The following is a 15,592-nucleotide window of genomic DNA, read 5'->3' as shown; positions in this document are numbered from 1 at the left end:
GGCCAGGGCGCGCAGTTCGTCGGCCGCCTCGGCCCGGACCGCCGGGGCATGCTGCGGTTCGCCGGGAACGCGGCCGTCCACCTCTTCGGTGCGGGCGACCCCGACCGGATGGCCGTCGGCCCGTCCTTCGCCACGGACTCGCCCGCGCTGGACCGGCGGGCGCGACGAGCAGCAGGACGCGGTGCGCGCCGCCTTCGCCGGTCGCGGCCGGCAGGTTCCCCGACTGCTCGACGCCATGGCCGGGGCCGAGGACTTCCACTTCTCCTCCACCGGCCAGGTCCAGCTCGACCGCTGGTCCCGCGGCCGCGTAGCGCTGCTCGGTGACGCGGGGTACTGCGCCGCCCCGACCGCGGGCATGGGCACGTCCCAGGCCCTGCTCGGCGCCCGTTCCCTGGCCCGGCACCTGTCCGCCGCCGGCGACGGGGGCCACCGTGCCGCCTTCGCCGCCTACGGGGCCGAGCTGCGTCCCTATGTGGCGGAGAACCAGGCCAGGGGCCGCGAGGCCGTCGCCATGTTCGGCGGCGCCGCCGCGGAGGGCTGAGCCCGGGGCGCGGGCGGACCGGCGCGGTGGCCCGGCCGGTTGCGGAACGAGATCGACCGGTTGCCTTTCGCACTTGCTTCGAGTTCACTCCAAGGTTCTAGCGTGGAGGGCATGACGGTGATGGAGAGCACTTCCACAAGGACGGACGCATGCGCATCGGCCCCCAGGGCGCACCCGCGCCCCGACGGCCAGGACCGCTACACCATCAGCGAGGTCGCCGTCTTCACCGGGCTCACCGCGCACACCCTGCGCTGGTACGAGCGGATCGGGCTGATGCCGCACGTCGACCGGTCCCACACCGGTCAGCGTCGCTTCACCAACCGCGACCTGGACTGGCTGACCTTCGTCGGCAAGCTGCGGCTGACCGGGATGCCGGTCGCCGACATGGTCCGGTACGCGGAACTGCTGCGCGAGGGGGAGCACACCTTCGAGCAGCGGCAGGAGCTGCTGGAGGCGACCCGCCGCGACGTGAGGACACGGATCGCGGAGCTCCAGGACACCCTCGCCGTGCTCGACTACAAGATCGACTTCTATGCGAGCGCCCGGCGGGCGCCGGAAAGGCCCTGCGTCTGATGACTGACGACAAGATCACCACGGTGGAGCTCGGCAGGGGCGGCCCGCAGGTCGGCGTGCAGGGGCTCGGCTGCATGGGCATGAGCGAGTTCTACGGTGCCACGGACGAGCAGGCCGCCCGCGAGACACTGGAGACGGCGCTGGCGGCGGGTGTCACCCTCTTCGACACCGCCGACATCTACGGCAGTGGCGCCAACGAGACCTTCCTCGCCCCGTTCGTCGGGGCGCACCGGGACGAGATCACCCTCGCCACGAAGTTCGCCATCGAGCGGAAGGACGACGACCCGCACTACCGGGGCGTGCGCAACGACCCCGCGTACATCCGCCGGGCCGTCGAGGACAGCCTGCGCCGGCTGGACACCGACGTCATCGACCTCTACTACATGCACCGCCGCGACCCGGCCGTGCCGCTGGCCGAGTCCGTCGGGGCGATGGCCGAGCTGGTGCGGCAGGGCAAGGTCAGGCAGCTCGGGCTGAGCGAGGTCACCGGGGCGGAGCTGCGCGAGGCGCACGCCGTGCACCCGATCGCCGCGATCCAGTCCGAGTGGTCGCTGTTCAGCCGGGACGTCGAGATCAGCGCCGTGTCCGCCGCGGCCGAGCTCGGGGTGACCTTCGTGCCGTACTCGCCGCTCGGCCGGGGCTTCCTCACCGGGGCGTTCACGGACGCGGCCGAGGAACTGTCGGACGGCGACTTCCGCAGGTACCAGCCGCGCTTCACCGGCGACAACGCGAAGAGGAACGCCGCCCTGCTGGAGCCCGTCCACGAGATCGCGGCGGCGCACGACGCGTCGGCCGCGCAGGTGGCGCTCGCCTGGGTGCAGCAGCGGGCCCGGGTGCACGGTCTGGCCGTGGTGCCGATCCCGGGCACCCGCAGGAGCAGCCGGCTGCTGGAGAACGTGGCGGCGACCCGGCTCACGCTGACGGACGAGGAACTGGCGCTGCTGGAGCCGATCGCGGGACAGGTGGCGGGTGCCCGCTACCCGGACATGAGATCGACGGCCGCCGTGCGCGAGTAGCCGGGGCCCGGGCCGGGTGCGTTGTCACCCGCCGCCCGCGACGCCCGGTGCGTGCGGGGCGGTGCGTGCGTGCGGACTGGCGGGCGGTGAGTCCCGGGCGGTGGGCCGCCCTGGGCTCACCGCGACCGCTCCTCGGTGATCGCGGCGAAGGCGCGGAGCGAGTCGGTGCCCGGGGCGAAGTAGCCGGTGTGCCCGCGGGCGTCGTCGGCCGGGACGTGGCGCGCGCCGAACTCCGGGGCGGCCGGGTCGGGACCGTGGCCGAGCCCCGCCACCTCGACGTTCGGCACGTCGTCGATCCAGTCCGTGGCGTCCTTCGCGGCCCAGACCCGGGCGTCGGTGTGCAGATCGGCGACATCGTCCGCGCGCATCCCGGGCGAGCCGAGCACGACCAGGTCCCTGGCACGCAGCCGGGAGGCGGCGAGCCCGCACACGACGGAGCCGTAGCTGTGGCAGAACACGGCGGGCTCGGGCACCCCGTCGGCCGCGAGGCCGTCCGCGAACCGGGTCAGCCGGTCGGCCCCCGCCTCGGCGAGCGAGCCCGTCGCGGCGTCGATGCCGAGGCCCACCGGGGTGGTGTACCCGGCCCAGGCGACGACGGCGCTGCCGGGACCGGTCCGGGCGTGCAGCGACTTCGCCATGCCGGCCGGGGTGCCGTACACGTCGTTCGTACGGTCGAAGGTCCCGGCGTCGATGTCGGAGCCCGGCACCACGACCGCGACATGGCGCGCGGTGTCCAGGTTCCCGAAGACCTCGGCGACCTGGCCCCGGCCGCGCGGGTCGAAGGCCAGGATCTGCCGGCCCGGCGCGGCGAGCCGCGCGTACCGGGGGTCGTGATCGGCGCGCAGGGAAAGGGCGTTGGCCCGGTAGCGCAGCCGCACCGGAACCCCGTCCAGATTGCCCACGACGAGCGGATGCCGCGTCGCCAGCGTCTGCTGCTGATCCGCGGTCAACCCCCGGAAGAAAACGCTCACTTCGGCCGGGGTGGACCGCTCCGGGTCGGGCAGCCGGCGGTCCAGCACCCGGTCCGCGCGCCAGGCGGCGGTACCGGGCGGCGGCCCGGTCACGGCCTGCTGCGTGTTCCCGGACGCCCAGCCGGCCGTACCCGTCACCGTGGTGATCGCCAGTGCGATCGTTATCAGTGACCTCGCGTAGCGGCGCATCCCGTTCTCCCCCTCCGGCCGACCCGGACTCCCGCACACCGGACTGGCGTGACGGAGAGAAAACTAGGAGGTCGGCGGGGCCGGAGGCGTCACACCGGGGAGCCAAGTGCGAAGTGCTACCTGGGTGTTACGAGACCGACCCGGAGGACACGGGACCGAGACAAACCGGAAGACACCCGGGAGCCGCGCCCCGCCGGGACCGTACCGGTGCGATCCGGGCGAAAGGGCCCGCGCCCCGTCCGGACAGGAACGGCACGATCCGGGTGGAAGGCCCTGCACCCCGCCCGAACCGGAGCAGTGCGATCCGGGTGGAGGGCCCTGCACCCCGTCCGGACAGGAACGGCACGATCCGGGTGGAGGGCCCTACGCCCCGCCCGAACCGGAACAGTGCGATCCGGGCAGAAGGCCCTACGCCTCGCCCGGTACCACCACTCCCGACTCGTACGCGAAGATCACCGCCTGCGCCCGGTCCCGCAGGTCCAGCTTGGCCAGCACCCGTCCGATGTGGGTCTTCACGGTCTGCTCGGCCAGCACCAGCTTCCCCGCGATCTCCTGGTTGGACAGGCCCCGCGCGATCAGCTCCAGCACCTCCGTCTCGCGCGGGGTCAGCCCGTTCAGCCGCAGCGCGTGCCCGCTCCGGGCGACGCCGGTGGGCCCCTGCCGGGCGAAGTCGGCGATCAGACGGCGGGTCACGGACGGGGCGAGCAGCGCCTCGCCCGCCGCGACCACCCGCACCGCCGAGATCAGGTCCGCGGGCGGCGCGTCCTTCAGCAGGAAGCCGGACGCCCCGGCGCGCAGCGCCTCGTACACGTAGTCGTCCACGTCGAAGGTGGTCAGCATCAGGACCTTCGGCCGGTGCGCCACCTCCGCCGGCGGGTTCAGCAGCTCGCGGGCCGCCGCCAGGCCGTCCATCTCGGGCATCCGGACGTCCATCAGGACCACGTCCGGCAGGGCGGTCCGGCTGACCTCGACGCCCCGGCGCCCGTCCGGCGCCTCACCGACCACGTCGATGTCGCTCTGCGCCGAGAGCAGTGCCGCGAACCCCGCCCGCACCATGGCCTGGTCGTCGACGATGATCACGCGGATGGTCAAGAGTCCTCCGGGGCCTTGGACGTCGCAGGGGTCAGGGGCAGCCGCGCGGCCACCCGGAAGCCGCCGTCGGGCAGCGGTCCGGTGTCCAGCGTGCCGCCCGTCAACCGTACGCGTTCCCGCATGCCGACCAGACCGTGCCCCGTCCCGGTCGTCTCCAGCGGCGAAACGGGCCGCACCGCACGGTCGTTGACCACCAGGACGGTCAGATGCGCGCCGTCGGACGCGACCGACACCCGGGTCAGCGCACCGGGCGCGTGCCGCACCACGTTGGCCAGCGCCTCCTGCACGATCCGGTACGCCGACACGTCCACCGCCTGTGGTACGTCCGGCAGCCGGGCGGGCACCGACAGTTCGGCCGGCAGCCCGGCCCGTACCGTCGCCTCCACCAGCTGCTGGAGCCGGTCGAGCCCCGGCTGCGGCGCCCGCTCGCCCTCCGTGCCGTCGTTGCGCAGCACCGTCAGCAGCCGCCGCATCTCCGCGAGCGACTCCCGCGCGCTCGCCGCGATCGCCTCGAACTCCTCGCGCGCCTCCTCGGGCAGCCCGTTGATCCGGTAGGGCGCGGAGTCGGCCTGGACCGTGATCACGGACATGTGGTGCGCGACCACGTCGTGCAGCTCGCGGGCGATCCTGGCACGCTCCTCCAGCAGCGTGCGCTGCGCCCGTTCGGCCTCGCTGATGGTCTCCTGCTCGGCGAGCCGGCGCTGGGCGTCGCCCCGCTCCCGGATCACCGCGCCGATCACCATGAGCAGCGCGCCGGCCGCCGGGAGCAGCGCCGAGGTGCCGTTGCTGCGGTCCGTGGCGGCCAGGTGCAGCACCAGGCTCGCCGCGGCGGTCAGCGCCCAGACGGAGATCGCGGTGCGCCGGGTCTCGCGCAGGGCCACCGCCAGCATCACGAAGATGTAGGAGATCAGCGTGGGCGGGGGCCACGGCCAGATGCCCTGCGGCGGGTCCGGGTACCCGAGCAGCACCAGCGCCCCCACGACGTCGGCGGGGAAGACGATCCACCACGCCTGCAACGGGCGGTGCGCCAGCATCAGCAGCGGCGCCGCCTGGGCGACGGCCAGCAGGCCCGCCAGTGCGTCGTTCACCCCGTACTCGTTGGTCAGCACGTTGAGCGTGACCGGGAGGAAGAGTGCCGTGAGGGCGATGACGACCACGTACGGCAGCAGCCTCCGCCACCGCTTGGACGCGTTCGCGAGCGGCGGGACCGGGGGGTGGGACGGGTGGCAGAGGCCGTGGGCGACCTCGCGCAGATTGCGGCGGGCGGCGCTCACCAGGCCGTCGGCGGCGGGCTGCGGGCGCGGTGGCACCTCGGCCGGGGCGCGGGAAGGGGAAGTGGTCATGGCCGCAGCAGCCTAGGCAGCGGACCGGCCCGGTGGCGTCATACCCGGGTTCCGGTTCGCTGCCGGACTTCTCGTACGGGGGTACTACCGGCCGACCGGCCGGGCCGGAGGGCCCGGGAGGCCCCGGCCCGGGACCCGCGGCCTCCCGGCGCCGGAAGTCCTCGCCGTCCTACAGCTCGGCGAGCAGCTGGGCCTTCTTGGCGCTGAACTCGTCGTCCGTCACCAGACCGGCCCGGTGCAGCTCCCCGAGGTGCCGGATGCGGTCCGCGATGTCCGAGGGGTCGCGCCGTCCCGCGCCTGCCAGGACGGTGGCCGGGGCGGCGGCCGAATGGTTTCTGCGTACGGATTCCAGCACGGCCGCGGCGAACGGCAGCGACTCGTGCACCGGGCCGTAGCCGAGGCCGAAGACCACCGCGGCCGGGTCCTGGTCCGCCCGCGCGGGGCGGGACGACATCGACTGCGGGCTCCGCAGCCCCGGACCCGTGCCGTCCGGACCCGGCTGCGCACCCAGGTCGGCCGTGCCCGGTTCCATGCCCATGCCGGTACCGGCGCAGCCGTCCGGCGCCAGGCTCTCCGAGCCCCTCGGGACCAGGCGCAGATAGCCCTCCAGACCCTCCGGCGAGCGCCACTCGACACCGCTCAGCTCCGTCACCCCGAACGTCTGGTCGCCGGCCTTCCACTTCGCCGTGGAGGCGCCCGTCCAGAACCAGCGGAAGGAGACCTGCTGCCCGTCGAAGCCGGCCCGTCCGTCGTACGCCTTGAACTGCATCGGTGCCTCGGGGGCCGCGACCAGGAACCGCTCGGCGGGCTCCGCCGCGTCCGCGCCGAGCATGGATCGCAGCGCCTCCGCGTAGTACTCCGCCGGCGTCTCGCGCTCGGCGGGAAGCACCAGCCGGTACGGATCGCAGCTGTCCTTCAGCTGCCCGGCGGCGGCCTCCATCAGCGGATCGGCACCGGGTCTCGGCACGGCGTGCAGGACCACCGTGCCCCGCTTGCCGGGGGTCAGCGTCACCGATGACAGCGCCGCGTGCGGAACACGACGCTCCCGCAGGCTCTGGAAGAGCTTCGGTGTGCGGATCCCCCGTTCGAAGCGGATGAGCACGGAGTCGGCGTCGAACTCCCAGGTGGCCTGAATTCCGGCCAGCACATCACCCATGTGCCTCATCGTATGCGGCACTTGCTCACTCGTCCCCTTTCGGAGCAGACCATGATGTGCAGGACGGTTGCGGTACACCGCGACCGTCAGATGTCCTGGGATCCGGCGATTCGTTCCCGGCAGTTGTCGTCGGACCCCGCGCAGCTCACCGATTCGTAGGCCCCCACACCGATCGCGGCGAAGTTGTCGAGACTCTCGGTCCCCGGCTCGAAATAGCCGCTGTGCCCGATCGCGTCGCCCGCCGAGACGACGCGCGCGCCGAAGCCGGGGTCGACCGGGTCGGCGCCGTGTCCCAGGATGCCGAGCCGCAGGTTCGGCACGTCCTCGATCCAGTCGCCGCGATCCCGCATCGCCCACACCCGGGCGTCGGTGCGCAGCTCACGGGCGTTCTCCACCCGCATGCCGGGGCTGCCGGCGACCGCTATGTCGTCGACCCTGGAGGGCAGTTCGCGCGCGGCGACCCCGCACAGCACCGAGCCGTAGCTGTGGCAGAACAGCGAGACCGGGGCGCTGCCGGGCAGGGCGTCCATCAGCGCGTTCAACCGCACCGCCCCGCGTGCGGCGAGGTTGCCCAGGGCCGCGTCCACGCCGATGCCGGCGGGCGTGGTGTAGTCGGCCCAGGCGATCACGGCGGTACGGACGCCGGGCCGCGCGGCGCGCTCGGCCGCGTACAGCGACTTCGCCATGCCGACCGGCGCGGCGTTCGTCCTCGGCGCGGACCGCTCCAGCGTGAGCAGGCCGGTGTCGACTCCGGGGACGATCACGGAGACCCGCTCGGCCCGGTCGAGATCGCCGAACACCTCGGCGGCACGGCCCCTTCCGGACGGGTCGAAGGCGAGGAAGTGCCTGCCCGGGGAGAGCATCGAGGTGAAGCGGTGCGCCCGGCGGACCGCCTCCGCGCGCCCCTGGGGGGAGAGCCGCGCGTCGTGCGTGCGCCGCTGTTCGACCTTCCGCGCCTGTACCAGTGCCAGCCGGTTGGCCCGGTAGCGCAGCGTGACCGGTGCTCCGTTCAGGTTCCCCACGACCAAGGGGTACCTGTCGGCCAGTCCGGTGCGTTGCGCGGCCGTGAGCGAGGCGAAGAAGTGGGCCAGCCGGTACGGCGGGGCGTCGACGCCCGGCAGCGCGTGACCCGCCACCTTGCCCCGCGCCCAGGAGGCGAGCGCGATCTCGCGCGGCTCGTCGGAGCGTTGATGACGTACGGCGGTCCAGCCGGTGGTCGCCAGCATCACGAATACGACCACGACGGCGAGCAGCGCGCGCCAGGCGGTGAGCGTGGGGGAGGAGTCGAAGGAAGTCACTCAGGCCCACATTAGGAGACGCGCGTCAGCAGTCGTGGAGAGGGTGACACACATCACTCGGCTGCGGGGAATTCGGGGTCGCCGATCTCACGCTGCGTGGTCGCCGCAGGCACGCTCAGGTGCGCGGAACGCGCCCCGGATGCCGCATGTGGCCGCCGGGGAGCGGCTGTTGTGAGGTCGGTCATGGCGCGGCGGTGAGGTGTACGGCACACCGGGCGGTTCGTGGGGCGGCGGGCCGGGGCCGCCGACGCGCGTCGCCCGTCGCCGGGCTCCGTCACCGATCCACCGTCATCGACCGCCAATCCGCCGGTCCGCCAATCCGCCGGTCCGCCAATCCGCCGGTCCGCCGGTCCGCCGTCTGTCGGCCGCCGGCCACCGACTGCCGGGCCCCCGGTCGGTCGGTCGTCCGCTAGCGGTCGCAGGTCGTCGGCTGTTCGGTGGTCGAGTGCCGCCGCCCGACCGCCGTCGGCCGCCCGCCGTCCCGGGCGCCCGGGACGGTGCGGGTCCCGGTCCGCCAGTCCCCGGCCAGGGCGGGGCCGAGCTGGTCCAGGTACGTCTCGGTCAGTGCGCGCAGCGAGTCCACGTCGGCGTCCCGGCCCCGCCCCCAGAGCTGCCCGGTCACCCGCAGCACCCCGCAGAACGCGGCCACGGCGACCCGCGGGCGCGGGTCCTCGTCCACGTCGAGGCCCTCGCGCCGGGCGATCAGCGTCGCCACCTGGTTCTCCAGGTGGCAGCTCCGCCGCAGGTGGGCGGCGAGCAGCGAGGGCGTCGACTCGATCATCCGGTACGTGCGCATGTGGAGTTCGACCGTGACGATCGTCTCGATCACCTCGCCGATGCTGTTCCAGGCGCACAGGACCGCGCCGCGCAGCGCCTCGAACGGGTTCTCCTCGGCGGGGCGTTGGCGCAGCTCGGCGAGGAAGCGCGACTCGACCATCTCCTGGATGGCGAAGACGGCTTCCTCCTTGCTGGCGAAGTAGCGGAAGAAGGTGCGCTGGGAGACCTCCACCGCGTCGACGATCTCGTCGACGGTGGTCTCCTCGTACCCCTGGGTGGTGAAAAGATCGAGGGCGGTGTGCAGCAGGGCGTCCCGGGTGCGTCGTTTCTTCCGTTCGCGCAGTCCGGTCGAGCGTGCGGCCTGCTGCCCAGCGATCACTTGAACGGTCCTCTTTCTCCTGCTCTGTCCGACTCAGCGTACCTGTGAGCTACGTGACAGTTACTTGCTTGTGAATTGGTTTGTCAACTGTCAGAGGCTGACACTAATGTCCCCGGCATGACTAGTCAGACCACCGTCGAAAAGGCGTCGCGGGAGCCGCACGGCTCCGTCGATCCCGCACCTGCCAAGGGGCTGCGCGGCCACCCCTGGCTGACGCTCTTCTCCGTGGCCATCGGCGTGATGATGGTCGCGCTCGACGGCACGATCGTCGCGATCGCCAATCCCGCCATCCAGCAGGACCTGAAGGCCTCGCTCGCCGACGTCCAGTGGATCACCAACGGGTACATGCTCGCCCTCGCGGTCTCCCTGATCACCGCGGGCAAGCTCGGTGACCGGTTCGGTCACCGCCAGACCTTCCTCATAGGCGTCGTGGGCTTCGCCGCGGCGTCGGGGGCCATCGGCCTCTCCGACAGCGTCGCCCTCGTGATCGTCTTCCGGGTGCTCCAGGGCCTCTTCGGAGCCCTGCTGATGCCCGCCGCGCTGGGCCTGCTGCGCGCCACCTTCCCGGCCGAGAAGCTGAACATGGCGATCGGCATCTGGGGCATGGTGATCGGTGCCTCCACCGCGGGCGGCCCGATCCTCGGCGGTGTGCTCGTCGAGCACGTCAACTGGCAGTCCGTCTTCTTCATCAACGTGCCGGTCGGTGTGATCGCGCTCGTGCTGGGCCTGGTGATCCTCCGCGACCACCGTGCCGAGAACGCGCCGCGCTCCTTCGACATCGGCGGCATCGTGCTGCTGTCGCAGGCGATGTTCTGCCTGATCTGGGCGCTCATCAAGGGCTCCGAGTGGGGCTGGGGCGATTACAGGACGATCGGCTTCCTGGGTGGCGCGCTGGTCCTGTTCGTGGTCTTCGCGCTCTCCCAGAAGAACGTCAGGGAGCCGCTGATCCCGCTCGCGATGTTCCGTTCCGTGCCGCTGTCCGCGGGCACGGTCCTGATGGTGCTGATGGCCTTCGCCTTCATGGGCGGGCTGTTCTTCGTCACCTTCTACCTCCAGAACGTGCACGGCCTGAGCCCCGTCGACAGCGGTCTGCACCTGCTGCCGCTGACCGGCATGATGATCGTCGCCTCGCCGCTCGCGGGCGCCATGATCACCAAGTTCGGCCCGCGGGTCCCGCTGGTCGGCGGCATGGTGTGCACGGCGGTCGCCATGTTCGGGATGTCCCAGCTGGAGATCGGCACCGGCACCCTGACCATGTCGATCTGGTTCGGTCTGCTCGGCCTCGGCCTCGCCCCGGTGATGGTCGGCGCCACCGAGGTCATCGTCGGCAACGCCCCGATGGAGCTCTCCGGCGTCGCGGGCGGTCTCCAGCAGGCCGCCATGCAGGTCGGCGGCAGCCTCGGCACGGCGGTGCTGGGCGCGGTCATGGCCTCCCAGGTCGACTCGAAGCTGGAGGGCAACTGGAAGGACGCGCAGCTCCCGCCGCTGAGCCCGGAGCAGCTGGACCAGGCGTCCTCGGCCGTCGAGGTCGGCATCCCGCCGGTGGGCGGCGACGTCCCGCCGGAGATCGCGCAGAAGATCGCGGGCGTCGCCCATGACACCTTCGTGTCGGGCATGAGCACCGCGTTCATGGTCGCCGGCATCGTCGCGGCGGGTGCCGCGGTGGTCGCCACCCTCACCAAGCGCGGCGAGAACGCCGCCGCGGGAGCGGGCGCCGGTCACATCTGACCGGTCCCGTCCCGCCCCGGGACCCGGCATCCGCACGCCGACGCCGGGTTCCCGTACGTCAACACAGCGTGCGCGACAGCCCCGCCGGATCGCTCCGGCGGGGCTGTCGCCTATCAGGGTGGTGTGGTCCGCGGCCCCTTTCCCGGGCGCCGCGTCGCAGGTCAGGGTGCATACGACTGATCCACCGATCCACAAGCCACGGGGGCTGATGATCATGCGTACGACCTTCCTCGCCGCGGCCCTGGCCGCCACCGCCCTGATCCCGCCGGCCGCCGGTCGCCTCGCGGGTCCGGAGACCGCCCCGCGCCCCGCGAGTGCCCGCGCCGCGCACGGCGCGGCGTCCGCCGGGCTCGGGAGCTGCGGGAGCGGCCAGCTCTGCCTCTGGGCGAAGCCGGACTTCACCGGGGCCCGGCAGACCCACGAACTGTCCACCGTCGACATCGAGAGCTGCGTCCCGCTGCCGAAGGGCGGCGCCGTCCAGTCGCTCGCCAACCGCACCGGGCGCCCCGTCACCACCTACCAGTCGGCGGAGTGCGCCGAGACCGGCGAGTTCGAGACCTATCCCGGCGGTGGCACCTGGACGCCCCGGTCCCCGTACCAGGTCAGGGCCTTCAAGATCTGGGAGAACTGACCGGAAGCGGGACCGGGGACGGGTCCGGGGCCGGAGCACCGGGAAGTCGGCGAACCGGAGCACCGGCCCCGGACACCGAAGGGCGGCGGGACCGAGGAGGCCCCGCCGCCCTTCACCCGTCGGAGGTGCTTACGCGTCGCCGCCCGCCGCACCCGGGTCGGCCGCCGTGACGTCCAGCAGCTCGTACCGGTCGATGGCCTGCTTCAGCAGCGAACGGTCGATCCGGTTCTCCTTCGCGAGCTCGGTGAGCACCGCCAGGACGATCGACTGCGCGTCGATGTGGAAGAACCGGCGGGCCGCGCCACGGGTGTCCGCGAAGCCGAAGCCGTCCGCGCCCAGCGACTGGTACGCACCGGGCACCCAGCGCGCGATCTGGTCCGGCACCGAACGCATCCAGTCCGAGACCGCCACGAACGGGCCCTCGGAGCCGGAGAGCTTCCGCGTGACGTACGGCACGCGCTGCTCCTCCTCCGGGTGCAGCAGGTTGTACCGCTCCACCTCCACGGCCTCGCGGCGCAGCTCGTTCCAGGAGGTCGCCGACCAGACGTCCGCGCGGACGTTCCACTCGTCGGCGAGGATGCGCTGCGCCTCGACCGCCCACGGGACCGCCACGCCGGACGCCATGATCTGGGCCGGGATCTCGCCCCGATCGGCGGCCTTGAAGCGGTACACGCCCTTGAGGATGCCCTCGACGTCCACGTTCTCCGGCTCGGCCGGGTGCTGGATCGGCTCGTTGTAGACGGTGAGGTAGTAGAAGACGTCCTCGCTGTTCTCGCCGTACATCCGGCGCAGGCCGTCCTTGACGATGTGCGCGATCTCGTAGCCGAACGCCGGGTCGTAGGCGACACAGCCCGGGTTGGTCGAGGCGAGCAGCTGCGAGTGGCCGTCCGCGTGCTGGAGGCCCTCACCGGTCAGCGTCGTACGACCGGCGGTCGCACCCAGTACGAAGCCGCGCGCGAGCTGGTCGGCCATCTGCCAGAACTGGTCACCGGTGCGCTGGAAACCGAACATCGAGTAGAAGACGTACACCGGGATCAGCGGCTCGCCGTGCGTGGCGTACGCCGAACCGGCGGCGATCAGCGATGCCGTGCAGCCGGCCTCCGAGATGCCGTCGTGCAGCATCTGGCCGGTCGGCGACTCCTTGTACGCCAGTAGCAGATCGCGGTCCACCGCCTCGTACTGCTGACCCAGCGGGTTGTAGATCTTCGCGCTCGGGAAGAAGGCGTCCATGCCGAAGGTGCGGTACTCGTCCGGCGCGATCAGCACGAAGCGCTTGCCGATCTCCTTGTCCCGCATGAGGTCCTTCAGGATGCGGACGAACGCCATGGTGGTGGCGATCGACTGCTGACCCGAACCCTTCTTCGCGGTCGCGTACGTCTTGTCCTCGGGCAGGACCAGCGGCTTCGCGCGCACCACACGGGTCGGGACGTAACCGCCCAGGCCCTTGCGGCGGTCGTGCATGTACTGGATCTCCTCCGAGTCACGGCCCGGGTGGTAGTACGGCGGAAGGCCGTCCTCCAGCTGCTTGTCCGTGATCGGGATGTGCAGCCGGTCGCGGAACCGCTTGAGGTCCTCGACCGTGAGCTTCTTCATCTGGTGGGTCGCGTTGCGGCCCTCGAAGTTCGGCCCCAGGGTCCAGCCCTTGACCGTCTGCGCCAGGATCACCGTCGGCTGGCCCTTGTGGGCCTTGGCCGCCGCGTAGGCCGCGTAGACCTTCCTGTGGTCGTGACCGCCGCGGCCCAGGTGCAGGATCTGGTCGTCGGTCATGTCCTTGACCATGTCGCGCAGCCGCGGGTCGTCCCCGAAGAAGTGCTCGCGGATGTACGCGCCCGACTCGGTGGCGTACGTCTGGAACTGGCCGTCCGGCGTGGTGTTCAGCTTGTTCACCAGGATGCCCGTGCGGTCCTGCGCGAGCAGCGGGTCCCAGGAGCGGTCCCAGACCAGCTTGATGACGTTCCATCCGGCACCGCGGAACTGCGACTCCAGCTCCTGGATGATCTTGCCGTTGCCGCGCACCGGGCCGTCGAGGCGCTGCAGGTTGCAGTTGACCACGAAGGTGAGGTTGTCCAGGCCCTCGCGGGCGGCGATGGAGAGCTGGCCGAGCGACTCGGGCTCGTCCATCTCGCCGTCGCCCAGGTACGCCCAGACGTGCGAGTCGGAGGTGTCGGCGATGCCGCGCGCCTCCATGTAGCGGTTCATCCGGGCCTGGTAGATCGCGCCGAGCGGGCCGAGACCCATCGAGACGGTCGGGAACTCCCAGAAGTCCGGCATCAGCCGCGGGTGCGGGTAGCTGGACAGGCCGTTCGGCGCCTTCGACTTCTCCTGGCGGAAGGCGTCGAGCTGCGCCTCGCTCAGCCGGTCGAGCAGGAAGGCGCGGGCGTAGATGCCGGGGGAGGCGTGCCCCTGGAAGAAGATCTGGTCGCCGCCGCGGCCGTCGTCCTTGCCCCGGAAGAAGTGGTTGAAGCCCACGTCGTACAGCGAGGCGGAGGAGGCGAAGGTGGCGATGTGGCCGCCGACGCCGATGCCCGGACGCTGGGCGCGCGACACCATCACGGCCGCGTTCCAGCGGGTCGCGTTGAGGACCTTGCGCTCGATCTCCTCGTCGCCGGGGAAGAACGGCTCGTCCTTCGTGGCGATCGTGTTCACGTAGTCCGTGCTGCGCATCTCCGGCACGGCGACGCGCTTCTCGCGCGCGCGCTCGATGAGCCGGAGCATCAGATAACGGGCCCGCTCGCGACCGCGCTCGTCGACCGCGGCGTCGAGCGAGTCGAGCCATTCCTGGGTCTCTTCGGGATCGAAGTCCGGGACCTGGCTCGGCAGGCCGCCAATGATGATCGGGTTGCGATCGGATCCGGAAGCCACGCTGTTCCTTCGCTGTTCGGTGGTGCTCTACGGGGCCTGATTGAGGGAGAACACGCCCCCGGGATGTATGCATGTACGCCATCACCATCGTGTACCGCGGGGGCGCAAACGTCATCTCTACCGAGGGGTAACCGCCGTGTTGTGAGACATCGCGACCGCAGTACGGGGATGGCCTGGTCCAAACCGCAACCATACGCCCAAGGCGTCCAAGCGTTCCCAAAGGATGTTCGACTCCGAATGGGGGACCGAAACGGCATAAGCTGTGGAAGGACGTAAATGGGGGTGGACGGCAGCGCCGGCCCCGCGGAGGGATCCGCCGACAGTGCGGCGACGTGGCAGGGAACGTCACCGTTTAGGCGGTCTCGCACGCTGGGTACTTGCGCGATCCGCCGCTCCCGTGTGGACTACGGCCAACGCCCCGCGCACGCGCGTGGCTGAAGCATTTTCCGAAACATGATCAGGAGGCAACCCGTGAGCGCGACCGCGGACCACGCGGAGGAGCGGACCAACCCGGCTGCACGCCTGGGGTTCGAGCCCGGACAGGTGGTCCAGGAGATCGGCTACGACGACGACGTCGAGCAGGAGCTCCGTGAGGGCATTGAGGCCACAATCGGCCAGGATCTCGTCGACGAGGACTACGACGACGTCGCCGACGTCGTGCTGCTGTGGTTCCGGGACGAGGACGGCGACCTTACGGACGCGCTGGTGGATGCCATTGGTCTGATCGAGGACGGTGGCACGGTCTGGCTGATGACGCCGAAGACCGGCCGTGACGGATACGTCGAACCGAGCGACATCAACGAGGCCGCGCAGACGGCCGGTCTCTCCCAGACCAAGAGCATCAGTGCGGGCAAGGACTGGACGGGCAGCCGTCTGGTCACGCCGAAGGCGGCCAAGTCCAAGCGCTGAGCCACGCTCGCCGGGCGTTTCGCCCCGAAAGGCCCCCGACGGCACGGAGCCGGCCGGGGGCCTTCGTACGGACCGGGGCCCCTTCGCGGGCCCTCCCGTGCGGCCCGCGGGGGTCTTCGTACGGTCC

General features: G+C 71.7%; 13 protein-coding genes. 6 read left to right on the top strand and 7 right to left on the bottom strand.

Annotation, left to right across the window (positions count from 1 at the left end; all coding sequences use genetic code 11):
• Nucleotides 1-181 precede the first annotated feature (181 nt).
• The 3 genes from EAO76_RS08610 (at nucleotide 182) to EAO76_RS08600 (ending at nucleotide 2,130) form a co-directional block, all read left to right on the top strand.
• Nucleotides 182-541: an FAD-dependent monooxygenase gene (locus tag EAO76_RS08610; RefSeq protein ID WP_316248320.1), complete on the top strand. Its 360-nt coding sequence runs from the start codon at nucleotides 182-184 to the stop codon at nucleotides 539-541.
• A 111-nt stretch (nucleotides 542-652) separates the two neighbouring features.
• Nucleotides 653-1,114, top strand: a complete 462-nt coding sequence (locus EAO76_RS08605) for a MerR family transcriptional regulator (protein WP_148834914.1) — start codon at nucleotides 653-655, stop codon at nucleotides 1,112-1,114.
• Nucleotides 1,114-2,130 carry an aldo/keto reductase gene (locus tag EAO76_RS08600; RefSeq protein ID WP_148834912.1) on the top strand — a complete coding sequence of 339 codons (1,017 nt, stop codon included), beginning with the start codon at nucleotides 1,114-1,116 and terminating at the stop codon, nucleotides 2,128-2,130. The genes EAO76_RS08605 and EAO76_RS08600 overlap by 1 nt, the downstream gene beginning before the upstream one ends.
• 116 nt (nucleotides 2,131-2,246) lie before the next feature.
• Here the strand turns inward: EAO76_RS08600 and EAO76_RS08595 are convergent, their stop codons facing one another.
• The 6 genes from EAO76_RS08595 to EAO76_RS08570 form a co-directional block, all read right to left on the bottom strand.
• Entirely contained in the window at nucleotides 2,247-3,290 is a 1,044-nt protein-coding gene (locus EAO76_RS08595) for an alpha/beta hydrolase (RefSeq protein ID WP_148834910.1), read from the bottom strand.
• Between the two features lie 408 nt (nucleotides 3,291-3,698).
• Nucleotides 3,699-4,382, bottom strand: a complete 684-nt coding sequence (locus tag EAO76_RS08590) for a response regulator transcription factor (protein ID WP_148834908.1) — start codon at nucleotides 4,380-4,382, stop codon at nucleotides 3,699-3,701.
• Nucleotides 4,379-5,725 carry a sensor histidine kinase gene (locus tag EAO76_RS08585; protein WP_148834906.1) on the bottom strand — a complete coding sequence of 449 codons (1,347 nt, stop codon included), beginning with the start codon at nucleotides 5,723-5,725 and terminating at the stop codon, nucleotides 4,379-4,381. The genes EAO76_RS08590 and EAO76_RS08585 overlap by 4 nt, the downstream gene beginning before the upstream one ends.
• Before the next feature lie 169 nt (nucleotides 5,726-5,894).
• Nucleotides 5,895-6,881 carry a DUF4429 domain-containing protein gene (locus EAO76_RS08580; RefSeq protein ID WP_148834903.1) on the bottom strand — a complete coding sequence of 329 codons (987 nt, stop codon included), beginning with the start codon at nucleotides 6,879-6,881 and terminating at the stop codon, nucleotides 5,895-5,897.
• Nucleotides 6,882-6,967: 86 nt separating this feature from the next.
• A complete protein-coding gene (locus EAO76_RS08575; protein WP_148834901.1) occupies nucleotides 6,968-8,179 on the bottom strand; it encodes an alpha/beta hydrolase in 1,212 nt (403 codons plus the stop codon).
• Nucleotides 8,180-8,588: 409 nt separating this feature from the next.
• On the bottom strand, nucleotides 8,589-9,335 hold the full coding sequence (locus EAO76_RS08570) for a TetR family transcriptional regulator (RefSeq protein WP_148834899.1): 747 nt from the start codon (nucleotides 9,333-9,335) through the stop codon (nucleotides 8,589-8,591).
• A gap of 117 nt (nucleotides 9,336-9,452) precedes the next feature.
• Between EAO76_RS08570 and EAO76_RS08565 the strand changes: the two genes are divergently transcribed.
• Complete coding sequence (locus tag EAO76_RS08565) at nucleotides 9,453-11,063, top strand: MFS transporter (RefSeq protein WP_148834897.1); 1,611 nt, start codon at nucleotides 9,453-9,455, stop codon at nucleotides 11,061-11,063.
• Between the two features lie 214 nt (nucleotides 11,064-11,277).
• On the top strand, nucleotides 11,278-11,694 hold the full coding sequence (locus tag EAO76_RS08560; protein WP_148834896.1) for a peptidase inhibitor family I36 protein: 417 nt from the start codon (nucleotides 11,278-11,280) through the stop codon (nucleotides 11,692-11,694).
• A 129-nt stretch (nucleotides 11,695-11,823) separates the two neighbouring features.
• Here the strand turns inward: EAO76_RS08560 and aceE are convergent, their stop codons facing one another.
• Nucleotides 11,824-14,556, bottom strand: coding sequence for a pyruvate dehydrogenase (acetyl-transferring), homodimeric type (gene aceE, locus EAO76_RS08555; protein ID WP_148834894.1), 2,733 nt, complete (start codon nucleotides 14,554-14,556; stop codon nucleotides 11,824-11,826).
• A 471-nt stretch (nucleotides 14,557-15,027) separates the two neighbouring features.
• Between aceE and EAO76_RS08550 the strand changes: the two genes are divergently transcribed.
• Nucleotides 15,028-15,465: a DUF3052 domain-containing protein gene (locus tag EAO76_RS08550; protein WP_148834892.1), complete on the top strand. Its 438-nt coding sequence runs from the start codon at nucleotides 15,028-15,030 to the stop codon at nucleotides 15,463-15,465.
• Nucleotides 15,466-15,592 lie beyond the last annotated feature (127 nt).

The organism is Streptomyces sp. sk2.1, from assembly GCF_008120935.1.
In the GTDB taxonomy this organism is placed as follows: Bacteria; Actinomycetota; Actinomycetes; order Streptomycetales; family Streptomycetaceae; genus Streptomyces.
Note: the sequence above shows the minus strand (reverse complement) of the source record. Positions and strands in the feature narration are given on the sequence as shown.